The sequence below is a fragment of the Burkholderia sp. Cy-637 genome (assembly GCF_011753175.1).
Lineage (GTDB): Bacteria > Pseudomonadota > Gammaproteobacteria > Burkholderiales > Burkholderiaceae > Burkholderia > Burkholderia gladioli.
In genome coordinates this window covers 1-12,017 of sequence record NZ_VWWC01000198.1, presented here as the reverse complement: position 1 = coordinate 12,017, position 12,017 = coordinate 1, and the positions used below count along the sequence as shown (strand labels likewise).

At 67.2% G+C, this 12,017-nt stretch carries 10 protein-coding genes and 1 other RNA gene; 9 read left to right on the top strand and 2 right to left on the bottom strand.

All coding sequences use genetic code 11. The features are described 5' to 3' along the window. Both dnaX and ffs read right to left on the bottom strand, forming a co-directional pair. Positions 1-1,635 (bottom strand): DNA polymerase III subunit gamma/tau (gene dnaX, locus F3J10_RS31130; protein WP_240155758.1); only part of this gene is annotated, 1,635 nt, incomplete at its 3' end. A gap of 196 nt (positions 1,636-1,831) precedes the next feature. Further along, positions 1,832-1,930, bottom strand: an RNA gene (gene ffs / locus F3J10_RS31125) — signal recognition particle sRNA small type. 528 nt (positions 1,931-2,458) lie between these two features. On the opposite strand from ffs, the gene trxA reads away from it, so the two are divergent. From trxA to F3J10_RS31080, 9 genes are all read left to right on the top strand, one after another. Continuing rightward, positions 2,459-2,785: a thioredoxin TrxA gene (gene trxA / locus F3J10_RS31120; protein ID WP_025097648.1), complete on the top strand. Its 327-nt coding sequence runs from the start codon at positions 2,459-2,461 to the stop codon at positions 2,783-2,785. A gap of 197 nt (positions 2,786-2,982) precedes the next feature. Then, on the top strand, positions 2,983-4,245 hold the full coding sequence (gene rho / locus F3J10_RS31115) for a transcription termination factor Rho (protein WP_006402347.1): 1,263 nt from the start codon (positions 2,983-2,985) through the stop codon (positions 4,243-4,245). Positions 4,246-4,429: 184 nt separating this feature from the next. Beyond that, positions 4,430-4,978: a MerR family transcriptional regulator gene (locus F3J10_RS31110; protein WP_167243709.1), complete on the top strand. Its 549-nt coding sequence runs from the start codon at positions 4,430-4,432 to the stop codon at positions 4,976-4,978. Next, entirely contained in the window at positions 4,975-6,531 is a 1,557-nt protein-coding gene (locus F3J10_RS31105) for an MFS transporter (RefSeq protein ID WP_167243708.1), read from the top strand. Before F3J10_RS31110 ends, F3J10_RS31105 begins: the two co-directional genes overlap by 4 nt. Before the next feature lie 37 nt (positions 6,532-6,568). Next, entirely contained in the window at positions 6,569-7,411 is an 843-nt protein-coding gene (locus F3J10_RS31100; RefSeq protein ID WP_025097645.1) for a M90 family metallopeptidase, read from the top strand. A 159-nt stretch (positions 7,412-7,570) separates the two neighbouring features. Then, positions 7,571-7,834, top strand: coding sequence for a type B 50S ribosomal protein L31 (locus F3J10_RS31095; RefSeq protein ID WP_025097644.1), 264 nt, complete (start codon positions 7,571-7,573; stop codon positions 7,832-7,834). 214 nt (positions 7,835-8,048) lie between these two features. Then, entirely contained in the window at positions 8,049-9,812 is a 1,764-nt protein-coding gene (locus tag F3J10_RS31090; protein ID WP_167243707.1) for a glycosyltransferase family 39 protein, read from the top strand. A gap of 2 nt (positions 9,813-9,814) precedes the next feature. After that, positions 9,815-11,170 (top strand): MATE family efflux transporter, encoded by a 1,356-nt coding sequence (locus F3J10_RS31085; RefSeq protein WP_025097642.1) that lies wholly within the window; start codon positions 9,815-9,817, stop codon positions 11,168-11,170. Positions 11,171-11,581: 411 nt separating this feature from the next. Then, a partial coding sequence (locus tag F3J10_RS31080) for a helix-hairpin-helix domain-containing protein (protein WP_167243706.1) occupies positions 11,582-12,017 on the top strand: 436 nt, incomplete at its 3' end.

Here is a 12,017-nt window from a genome sequence, read left to right as displayed (position 1 = left end):
GGCTGCGCCGCCGCCGGGGCGTGCCGGCGCCGGGCGCTCGACCGCTGCGGCCGGCCCAGTCGGCTGGCTTGCGATCGGTGCCGCGACAGGTTCGACGGATTCGACCGGCGCTGCGGGCTCGGATTTCGCCTCGACAGGCGCGATCACCGCAGGCTCGGGCACGGCCGGAACCTCGGCGGCAGCCGGGGCCGCGTCGGTCTGGGCGGCTACGGGGGAAGCAGGAACATCGGTCGATTCCGGCGCAGGCTCGACAAGTGGCTCGGTTACCGGCGCGACGCTCGGCACCGACTCGCTCGACGCGGCGGCTTCGACCGACGCGACCGGCACTGGCACCTCTGGGACCAGCGGCTTCGACGGCACCGTGGCGGCCGGCGAGACCGAAGAAGCCGCCGGCTTGGCCAGCGGCTTCGGCTCGATCGCGGGCACCGCGGGCGTGGCACTCGCCGAGGAGGCTACGCGTGGCGCCGCTGCTGCACCGGCAGGTGCCGTAGCGCGCCGGTTGCCCGCCGCGGCCGGCGACACACCCGGCACCGCCCCGCCGCCGCCCGGCCCGGCCGGTTCGAAGGCGAGCATGCGCAGCAGGGTCATGGTGAAGCCGGCGTATTCATCGGGCGCGAGCCCCATCTCGCCGCGCCCGACCGTCGCGATCTGGTAATAGAGCTGCACCTGCTCGGGACTCAGCAAGTCCGCGAAACGGCGCAGGTCGCCCGCCTCGGGCCACTCGTCGAGCACCGAGGCGGGCGCGAACTGCGCCCAGGCGATCCGGTGCAACAGGCCCGCCAGATCCTGCAGGGCGGTCGAGAACGACAGGCTGCGCAGCGCCATCTCGTCGGCGATCGTCAGGATTTCAGGACCATCGGCCGCCGCGATCGCATCGAGCAGACGCACCATGTAGGTCTGGTCGAGCGCGCCGAGCATGCCCGACACGGCCGCCTCGGTCACCTCGTTGGCCGAGTAGGCGATCGCCTGGTCGGTCAGCGACAGCGCATCGCGCATGCTGCCCTGCGCCGCGCGCGCGAGCAGCCGCAGCGCCTGCGGCTCGAAGGCGACCTGCTCCTCGCCGAGGATGCGCTCGAGGTGCATGACGATATGCCCGGCCGGCATCTGCTTCAGGTTGAACTGAAGACAGCGCGACAGCACGGTGACGGGAATCTTCTGCGGATCGGTGGTGGCGAGGATGAACTTGACGTGCGGCGGCGGCTCTTCCAGCGTCTTGAGCATCGCGTTGAACGCATGGTTCGTCAGCATGTGCACTTCGTCGATCATGTAGACCTTGAAGCGCGCATCGACGGGCGCGTACACGGCGCGCTCCAGCAGCGCGGCCATTTCGTCGACGCCTCGATTGCTCGCCGCGTCCATCTCGACGTAGTCGACGAAACGCCCCTCGTCGATTTCACGGCAGGCACGGCAGACGCCGCAGGGTTGCGAGGTGATGCCGGTCTCGCAATTGAGCGCCTTGGCGAAGATCCGGGACAGCGTGGTCTTGCCGACGCCGCGCGTACCGGTAAACAGATAGGCGTGATGCAAACGCCCGCCGTCGAGCGCGTGCGTGAGCGCCCTGACGACGTGCTCCTGGCCGACGAGCGAAGCGAAATCCTTCGGACGCCACTTGCGTGCGAGAACTTGATAGGTCATCGGGAAATTGTATCAGTAACGTATGGCGTCGCCGACAGGCAAGCGGCCATCGAAATCCTCGCCGCGCGAACTCGCGCCGAGATGAACGGCATGCACGATGCAGCCATGTAGAACGTGGCGGGCAGGCAGGACAATCGGGATCTGGAGTAGGCGAACACGCCGCGGCGGCAGCTGATCGAACAGGAAGAAAGGGGAAGGTGACGAGCCTGACCCTCGGCACTGGCGGAAAACGGCTGTGGCTGCTTCGTTCCCGACCTGACCAGGTTCACCGGCCCACCATGCGAGGAGGCCCGTCACGGCGAATTCTATCACCGCTTCACGCCGAACGCGACCGATTTATCGTACGCATCGCGAGACGCCGTGCCGGCCGCGCGATTCGATGCCCTGCAACGCAATCGATCCACACGAACACGCAGGAAAGGAAGGCGCGATTCATGAGCCGGATTCAGGCATTACCACCCGTTCGCACAATCGGAAGAATAAAGAATAGGAAACTCGCTTTCCGATGCGCCGCATTGCCATCGACGCGCGCCGCGATTACACGGCATTACCGCTACGAGCGCCACCCCTTGTATTCCGAAGCGCCTACCCCATCTTCCTGTTGTCGCCGGCAAGGGCCGACAGCCCTACTCGCGAAGCGGATACTATCGCCGCCAACGGTGGATAGCAATTTAGGCTAATATGACGCCCGAGTGACCCGCGAGCCACGGTTTGCAAGCGCTTCACGCCGCCGTGTTCCACGGGGCGGAGCTGCCTGGACCGGCAGCCGGTGCAAAGACCGGCGAGCGCAGGCAGTCCCCGAAACGAATGAGGTATTGACCAAATGAGCGAACTGATCAAACACATCAACGACGCATCGTTCGAACAGGACGTCGTCAGATCCGACAAGCCCGTCCTGCTCGATTTCTGGGCGGAATGGTGCGGCCCCTGCAAGATGATCGCGCCGATTCTCGACGAAGTCTCGAAGGACTACGGCGACAAGCTGCAGATCGCGAAGATCAACGTCGACGACAATACCGCCACCCCGGCCAGGTACGGCGTGCGCGGCATCCCGACCCTGATCCTGTTCAAGAACGGCGTGGTCGCCGCTCAGAAGGTCGGCGCGCTGTCCAAGTCGCAGTTGACGGCCTTCCTCGACAGCCACCTGTAAATCCGTATTGCCGCAAAAAGCCTGTTGCCAACCGGCAACAGGCTTTTTGCGCAAGCGCCGAACGGCAAAGCAAGCCCGAATCGGCGTGTGCTAGAATTTAATTCGACGTCGCCATCCGACGCAAAAGTCTCTGAGCGATTCCGCTCGCCCTCCTCCCTATATCTTTCGTAGCATCTCCTCCCTGGCGGGTTCTCCGTATGCATTTATCCGAGCTCAAGTCTCTGCACGTCTCCGAATTGATCGAAATGGCCAATGGTCTGGAGATCGAAAACGCGAACCGCCTGCGCAAGCAGGAGTTGATGTTCGCCATTCTAAAAAAGCGCGCCAAGACGGGCGAGACGATTTTCGGCGACGGCACGCTCGAAGTCCTGCCGGACGGCTTCGGCTTCCTGCGCTCGCCGGAAATGTCCTATCTCGCGAGCACGGACGATATCTATATCAGCCCGTCGCAGATCCGCCGCTTCAACCTGCACACCGGCGACACCATCGAAGGTGAAGTGCGCACGCCGAAGGACGGCGAGCGCTACTTCGCGCTGGTGAAGGTCGACAAGGTGAACGGGCAGCCGCCCGAGGCCTCGAAACACAAGATCATGTTCGAGAACCTCACGCCGCTGCACCCGAACAAGCCGCTTTCGCTCGAACGCGAAATGCGCGGCGAGGAAAACGTCACGGGCCGCATCATCGACATGATCGCGCCGATCGGCAAGGGCCAGCGCGGCCTGCTGGTGGCCTCGCCGAAGTCGGGCAAGACGGTCATGCTCCAGCACATCGCGCACGCCATCAAGCAGAACCACCCGGACGTGATCCTGTTCGTGCTGCTGATCGACGAGCGCCCTGAAGAAGTGACCGAAATGCAGCGTTCGGTGGCGGGCGAAGTGATCGCCTCGACCTTCGACGAACCGGCCACGCGCCACGTGCAGGTCGCCGAAATGGTGATCGAGAAGGCCAAGCGCCTGGTGGAAATGAAGCACGACGTGGTGATCCTGCTGGACTCGATCACGCGCCTGGCCCGTGCCTACAACACCGTGATCCCGGCTTCGGGCAAGGTGCTCACGGGCGGTGTCGACGCCAACGCGCTGCAGCGTCCGAAGCGCTTCTTCGGCGCGGCGCGCAACATCGAGGAAGGCGGTTCGCTGACCATCATCGGCACGGCCCTGATCGAAACCGGCAGCCGCATGGACGACGTGATCTACGAAGAGTTCAAGGGCACCGGCAACATGGAAGTGCACCTCGAGCGCCGTCTCGCGGAAAAGCGCGTCTACCCGTCGATCAACCTGAACAAGTCGGGCACGCGTCGCGAGGAAATGCTGATCAAGCCGGACATCCTCCAGAAGATCTGGGTGCTGCGCAAGTTCATCCACGACATGGACGAAGTCGAGGCGATGGAATTCCTGCTCGACAAGATTCGCCAGACCAAGAGCAATTCGGAGTTCTTCGACCTGATGCGCCGCGGCGGCTGAAGCCCCGCCACCGCCGGCCATCGCGCCGGCGCCAGCAAGAGCCGCCCTTTGAGGCGGCTTTTTTGCATCCTGCCTCCTCGCACCCGCTTCAGCCCGCGCAGCGGACTATTGCGCATTTCAACCTGTACGTGAACGTACACGTTGATCTAAAATCGGCCACGTTCCATTCGAATCCCCGCTGCCGATGCCCCGCCCCTCCGATCCCAGCCTGCTGACCGTGCGCGATGCCGCCGAGCGCCTCGGCGTCACCCCGCGCACGCTGAAGTACTACGAGGAACGCGGGCTCGTCACGCCGAGCCGCAGCGAGGGTCGCTACCGTCTCTACGACGAGGCCGACCTCGATCGTTTCTCGCGCATCCTGCGCCTGCGCGCGATCGGCTTCTCGCTGCACGGCATCACCGAGATGCTGAAACGGCCGCTGGAGCCGGCCGCCGAAAGCGGCGGGCGCCGTCGCTACTCGGAGAACTCGCTGCGCGACATCCACACGGAATTGACCGCGCAGGTCGCCCGGCTCGACGAGCGGATCGCCGCCGCGCGCCGCGAACTGCGCGAAGTCGAGACGGTGCGCGCCGAATTGCGGCACGACCTCGACTACATCGAGCGGCGCATCGCCGGCGACAATCCCGATGAGCTGATCGCCAAACGCCAGGCCGCGGCAAAACAGGTCAAACCGACCCAAGCGGCGCAACCCGAGCGCCGCGCCCGGAGCCGCTCCGGCAAGCCACGCCCATGAACACGGCGGCACCCCGCCCTTCGTTCTGGCGTATCGAGACGCTGCGCGGCGAGCTGTTTCCCTGGGTGATCGCGCTGGTCACCGGCCTCGACTACTTCGACAACGCGATCTTCTCGTTCTTCGCCAGCCATATCGCCGGCGGCATCAACGCCTCGCCCGACGAACTGGTCTGGTCCTCGAGCACCTATGCGATGGCGGCCGTGCTCGGCATCCTCCAGCAGCAATGGTGGATCGATCGCGTCGGGCATCGCCGCTACGTCAGCGGCTGCATGCTGCTCTACGCGCTGGGCGCGCTCGCCGCCACCGCGGCCGACACCTCGCTGCAACTGGCCTTCGCGCGCGGCCTGCAGGGTTACTTCATCGGCCCGATGATGGGCGCCTGCCGGATCCTGATCCAGATCACCTACGCGCCGCCGCAACGGCCGCGCGCCACGCGCGCCTTCCTGATCATGCTGCTGCTCGGCACCTCGCTCGCCCCCATCGTCGGCGGCGAGCTGGTGGCGCATTTCACCTGGCGCGCGGTGTTCGCCTGCACCGTGCCGCCCGCGCTGCTGTTCTCGGCGCTGGCCTATGGCGCGCTGCCCGACAGCGGCCACGCGCCGCCCGAGGAACGCACCAACAGCCACATCTGGCCTTACGTGATGTTCGCCTTCGCGCAAGGCGCCCTGCAGATCGTGATGCAGCAGGTGCGCTACCAGTTGTTCCTGTCCTCGCCCTCGCTGATCCTGCTCAGCTTCGCCGGCTTCGCCTCGCTGGCCTGGTTCGCGCGCCAGCAGTGGAACCATCCCTCGCCGCTGGTGCGCATGTCGGCGTTCCGCCAGCGCAGCTTCCAGGTCGGCCTGCTGCTCTATGTCTTCTACTACTACATCACCACCTCGTTCAGCTACCTGAGCTCGCGCTTCCTCGAGGCCGGCCTCGGCTACCCGGTCGAGAACGCCGGGCGCCTGACCGGCACCACCTCGCTGATCGCCGCCAGCGCGCTGTTCGTCTACCTGCGCTACTCGAAACACGTCACGCGCAAGAAATGGATCATCGTGCCGGGCTTCGCGCTGGCCGCCTGCACCGCCTTCGTGATGTCGCGCATGACGCCCCAGGTCAGCGAGGCGCAATTGATCGCCCCGCTGCTGATGCGCGGGCTGTTGCTGTTGTTCATCGTGCTGCCGGTGGCGAACCTGACCTTCCGCGATTTCGCGCTCGACGACTACACGCACAGCTACCGCCTCAAGAACATCTTCAAGCAGTTGACGCTGTCCTTCGCGACCGCCTCGGTGATCATCGTCGAGCAGCATCGCGACGCGCTGCACCGCGAACGCCTGTTCGAGCAGGCCAGCCCGCTCAACCCGATCTTCGCGCAGACGCTCGACACGCTGGCGCGCGGTTTCGCGGCCGCCGGCCACGCGGCGGGCGAGGCGCAGGCGCTCGCGCTCGCCTCGCTGAACCAGACCTTCCTGCGCCAGGCCGCCTTCCTCGCCTCGCTCGACGGATTCCTGTTCGTGGCGGGCGTGGCCGTCTGCGGCGGCCTGGTCGCCGCCTGGCAAAAAGCGATCGATTGAGGTACCGTGCGCCTGTTTCGTCACGCCCCCCGCTCCGATGCTCTCCCGACTCTCCCGGTGGCTCGACGCGCGCCGCCGCGATCGCGCGCTGCGCAGTTTCCCGATTCCCGACCCGCTCTGGGACGACACGCTCGCCCGGCTGCCGTTCCTCGCCACGCTGTCGGCCGCCGACCTGGCCCGCCTGCGCGAGATGACGAGCTGCTTTCTCGCCGAGAAATCCTTCTCGACCGCGCATGAACTGGAACTGACCGAGGCCATGACGGTCGGCATCGCCGTACAGGCCTGCCTGCCCGTGCTCAACCTCGGGCTCGACCTCTACCGCGGCTGGGTGGGCGTGGTGGTCTATCCGGGCGAGTTCGTGATCCGCAAGACCGTCGAGGACCACGACGGCGTGGTCCACGAGGTCGAGCAGGACGCCAGCGGCGAGGCCTGGCAGGGCGGCCCGGTGATCCTCTCCTGGGAGGACGTGCAGATGTCGGACGGCAGCGACGCCTACAACGTGGTGATCCACGAATTCGCGCACAAGATCGACATGATCAGCGGCGAGGCCGATGGCCATCCGCCCCTGTTTCGCCGCCTGCATGCGCCGCACCTCGACGCGACGCGCTGGGAAAACGTCTTCGACCACGCCTACGACCGTTTCTGCGACCGCGTCGACGCGGTGCCGGATCGCGCCTGGGCGCGCTTCGAGCGCAATTCGCTGATCGATCCCTATGCGGCCGACCACCCTTCCGAATTCTTCGCGGTCTGCAGCGAGGCGCTGTTCGTGAGGCCGACCGCCTTCGAGGCGGAATTCCCCGAACTGTACCGGCTGCTCGCGCACTATTACCGCCAGGATCCGGCCGGCACCGGCGCGCTGGCGGAGCTGCCGGCCGTCTGAAGCGCGCGACAAATCCGGGTGCCGTGCGCGAAAATCGCCAACCGCCTGATTTTCTGGCATAATCGCCGTTTTTCGACCCTAGGCAAGTGGCTCGCCAGGCATCGTTTGCGGTTCGGGACGACGCGGCGGGTTGGCTACCGCTCCATTACAGGACACATCATGAAACCTGGCATTCACCCGGATTACCGCGAAGTCGTCTTCCAAGACATGTCGAACGGCTTCAAGTTCGTGACGCGCTCGACCATCCAGACGCGCGAAAGCATCGAACTCGACGGCAAGACCTACCCGCTGGCCAAGATCGAAGTCTCGTCGGAATCGCACTCGTTCTACACGGGTCAGCAAAAGATCATGGACACGGCCGGCCGCGTCGAGAAGTTCAAGAACAAGTTCGGCTCGCGCGCGAACGGCAAGGCTTCCTCGTAAGCCAGCCTCGCGAGACCCGGGCCGGCGGCAACGCCGGCCTGCATGGTCCGAACCGAAAAAAGGGCAGCCCAGGCTGCCCTTTTTTCGTCTGCGCGTGTTGCGGCACCGGGCTTGCGGCAACGCCCGTGCGCAACGTCTACAATGCCGGATGCTCGTAACACGGCAGTGCCCAGCGGCGCCGCCCGGCGCCTACTCATAACAAGCCAATCACTGCATGAAGCCTGTCGTTCGTCTCACCGCCTCCGCCACGCGCGCCCTGCCGCGCTGGCTGCTGCTCACGCTCTGCCTGGTCTACGCGGGCTTCGGCCTGTTTGCCCGCGATCCATGGAAGAACGAGGATGCCGCCGGCTTCGGCGTGATGTGGACGATGGCGGGCGGCTCGCTGCACGACTGGCTGCTGCCCAACTTGGTCGGCAAGTTCATCACCACGGACGGCCCGCTCGGCTACTGGCTCGGCGCACTCGGCGTCGAGGCCTTCGGCCCCTGGTTCTCGGCCAGCAACGCCTCGCGGATCGCCACCGGCATCCTGTTCTGCGTGGCCTGCGCCTTCGTCTGGTACACCGCCTACCTGCTCGGCCGCCGCCCCGAGGTGCAGCCGTTCAAGTACGCCTTCGGCGGCGAGCCCGAGCCGCGCGACTACGGCCGCACGCTGGCCGACGGCGCGCTGCTGGTGCTGCTGGCCTGCTTCGGGCTGGCCGAGCGCGGCCATGAAACCACCCCGCAACTGGCCCAGTTCGCCTGGGTCGCGATGCTGGTCTACGGCCTGGTACGGCTGACCGACAAGCCGCTGCACGGCGCCACCTGGTGGGGCATCGCGGTCGGCCTGCTGCTGCTGTCCGGCAACCCGGTGCTGGCCGCCGCGCTGATCGTCGGCACCGCCGTGCTGATGCTGGCCACGCCCGAGGTCCGGCATCGCCACCTGCTGCTGGTCGGCGTGCCGATCGCCGTGTTGCTGTTCGCGCTCTGGCCGATCGCCGCCCTCACGCTCTATCCCGACGACGCCAACTGGTTCTTCAACCAGTGGCTGCACGGCAGCCTGATGCGCTTCTCGGGCCCGCCGACCGCGGTGCTGCGCTACGCCGCCAAGAACCTGCCGCTGTTCACCTGGCCGGCCTGGCCGCTGGCGATCTGGGCCTGGGTGAGCTGGAAGGGCTGGCGCCGCCGGCCGCACATCGCCGTGCCGCTCGCGGTGGCCGCCCCGTTGGTCGCGCTTGTGATCCTGCAGAGCCAGGAAACCAACCGCGTCTACATGCTGCTGCTGCCGCCGCTGGCGGTGCTCGCCACCTTCGCCCTGCCCACCTTGAAGCGCGGCGCGATCAACGCGATCGACTGGTTCGCGGTGCTCAGCTTCACCATCCTCGGCAGCTTCGTGTGGCTGGTCTGGCTGGCCTCGATCACCGGCTTCCCGCATCCGCTGGCCCGCAACCTGGCGCGCCTGGTGCCCGGCTACGAATCGCACTTCAACATCCTCGCCTTCGCCTGCGCGCTGATCGCCACGCTCTGCTGGTTCGCGCTGGTGCGCTGGCGCATCTCGCGCCAGCCCAAGGTGCTGTGGCGCAGCGTGGTGCTGTCGGGCGCCGGCACCACCCTGATGTGGGTGCTGCTGATGACGCTGTGGCTGCCCTTCGTCAACTACAGCCGGACCTATCGCGACGTGGCGGTGCAGATCGCCGCACACCTGCCGGCCGACTACGAGTGCATCTCGCCGGTGCGCCTGGGCGACGCGCAGATCGCCACCTTCGCCTACTTCGGCGACATGCACTTCTCCTTCACCGACGACTGCGACGTGATCCTGCGCCAGGACCCGGCCGACTACGGCGAGCCGAGCTCGATGTCGGAATACGTCTGGCGGCTGATCTGGGAAGGCCGCCGCGCGGCCGACCGCGACGAGCGCTTCCGCCTTTACGAGCGGATCGAGCGGCCCAAGACGCCGGTCCGCCGTCATCCGGGACGCGGCGCCCGCATCTCGCGGGATTGAGCATGTTCGCCGACGTCCGCCGCATCGCCGGCCTCGCCTGGCCGGTGCTGATCGGCCAGCTGGCGATCATCGCCTTCGGCGTGATCGACACCGCGATGGTGGGCCGCTACTCGGCCGTCGACCTGGCCGCGCTCGGGCTCGGTTCGTCGATCTACGTGTCGGTCTTCATCGGCCTGACCGGGATCCTCTCGGCGCTGCAGCCGATCGCGGGCCAGTTGTACGGCGCGCGCCGCTTCCAGGAGATCGGCGAGGAAGTGCGCCAGGCGATGTGGCTGGCGGCGATGCTGGCGGTGCCGGGCTTCCTGCTGCTGCACTTCCCGAACCTGCTGCTGCGCCTCGCGCACACGCCGCCCGAGCTGCACGACCGCACCGTCGACTACCTGCGCATCCTGTCCTTCGGGCTGCCGGCCAGCCTGATGTTCCGCATCTACAACGCGCTGACCAACGCGGCCGGCAAGCCGCGGCTGGCGATGATCCTGCAGATCGGCGCGCTGGCGCTGAAGATCCCGCTCAACATCTGGTTCATCTTCGGCGGGCTCGGCGTGCCGGCCCTGGGCGGCCCAGGCTGCGGGCTGGCCAGCACCCTGATCAACTGGGCGCTCGCGCTGATCGGCTTCACCCTGGTCGCGCGGCTCAACGTGTTCGCGCCGCTGGGCATCTTCGCGCGCTTCTGCACGCCGACCTGGGAGCGCCAGAAGGCGCTGCTCAAGCTCGGCCTGCCGATGGGGCTGTCCTACCTGATCGAGGTGACCTCCTACACCTTCATGGCGCTGTTCATCGCGCATTTCGGCACCACCACGCTGGCCGGCCACCAGATCGCCGGCAACCTGGGCGCGGTGCTCTACATGACGCCGCTGTCGATCGGCATCGCCGCCTCGACCCTGGTGGCGCGCTCGCTCGGCGCCGGCCGCCCCGACGAGGCGCGGCTGCTGGCGCGGCACGGCGTGAGCTTCGCGGCGATGACCGCGATCGGCTATGCCTGCGTGGTGCTGCTGCTGCGCCAGCGCATCATCGGCGCCTACACGCCGAACCCGGCCGTGATGGCCGCCGCCCTGCCGCTGGTCACGATCGTCGCCTTCTACCACTGCGTGGACGCGATCCAGGTCACCACCGCCTTCGTGCTGCGCGCCTACAAGGTGGCGGTGGTGCCGACCGTGATCTACGCGGTCGCGCTGTGGGGCGTCGGCGTGGGCGGCGGCTACCTGCTCGGCTTCGACGTCGGCGGCTGGGTGCCGGCCGCGCTGACCGGCGCGCGCGGCTTCTGGAGCGCCAACTTCGTGAGCCTGCTGATCGCCGGCGCGGCCCTGGTGCTCTACCTGCGCCACGTCAGCCGGCGCCAGTTGCGCGACGCGGGCTGAACGACCGGCCGGGGCGTGGGCCAGGGCCGCCAGGCGCCGCGCCGGCCGCCGGCCCCGGATCCGACCTGACGTGCGCCAAGGGGCCAGCCGCAACGGCGGCCCGAATACTCCCTGGCGAAACGATCGGCGCGATTGGCTGCGCCAAAGCCCATCCTGCCCGGGTCCCGCGGCTCCCGACCTCCCGGAAATCCACCGCCCGACTGGAGGCTTCCGTCAAACTTGGTCAAAACGGCCCGCCGCCGGCCCTTCTCCCCTTTACAGCCCCCGGCGCGATGCGCAACACTGCGCGCGCTGCCTCAAAAAGGGCACGCATTTGTCCTATGCTTGATCGCACGACATCGGCCGTTCGCATCGCATCATCGCCTGTCCGTCACAACAGCGGTTCCACCGCTCTACTGGGGAGTCCTTGCCATGCTGAAAAAACTGCTGCTGCTGTTGCTCACCCTGTCGCTCTCGCTGGGCGCCACCTTCGCGGCGGCCGTCGAGGTCAATACCGCCGACCAGGCCGCGCTCGAATCGGTGAAGGGCCTCGGCCCGGTGAAATCCAAGGCGATCATCGACGAACGCGCCAAGAACGGCCCGTTCAAGAGCGCCGATGACCTGGCCAGCCGCGTCAAGGGGCTCGGGCAGAAGTCGGTCGCCAATCTCGAGGCCGCCGGCCTGACGATCGGCGGCTCCTCGGTGCCGCCGACCGGTGCCAAGGCCAGCCAGCCCGCCACGCGCGCCACCAAGACCCAGGCCGGCACCAGCACCGGCACGCCGGCGCCCGCGCCGAGCGCGACCACGCCGTCCACCTCGACCGCGCCGGCCCCGTCCACCACGACAAGCACCGCCCAGACGGGCGCGG

Coding starts and splice junctions, on each gene's coding strand:
- trxA (WP_025097648.1), top strand. CDS start 2,459: ATGAGCGAACTGATCAAACACATCAACGACGCATCGTTCGAACAGGAC.
- rho (WP_006402347.1), top strand. CDS start 2,983: ATGCATTTATCCGAGCTCAAGTCTCTGCACGTCTCCGAATTGATCGAA.
- F3J10_RS31110 (WP_167243709.1), top strand. CDS start 4,430: ATGCCCCGCCCCTCCGATCCCAGCCTGCTGACCGTGCGCGATGCCGCC.
- F3J10_RS31105 (WP_167243708.1), top strand. CDS start 4,975: ATGAACACGGCGGCACCCCGCCCTTCGTTCTGGCGTATCGAGACGCTG.
- F3J10_RS31100 (WP_025097645.1), top strand. CDS start 6,569: ATGCTCTCCCGACTCTCCCGGTGGCTCGACGCGCGCCGCCGCGATCGC.
- F3J10_RS31095 (WP_025097644.1), top strand. CDS start 7,571: ATGAAACCTGGCATTCACCCGGATTACCGCGAAGTCGTCTTCCAAGAC.
- F3J10_RS31090 (WP_167243707.1), top strand. CDS start 8,049: ATGAAGCCTGTCGTTCGTCTCACCGCCTCCGCCACGCGCGCCCTGCCG.
- F3J10_RS31085 (WP_025097642.1), top strand. CDS start 9,815: ATGTTCGCCGACGTCCGCCGCATCGCCGGCCTCGCCTGGCCGGTGCTG.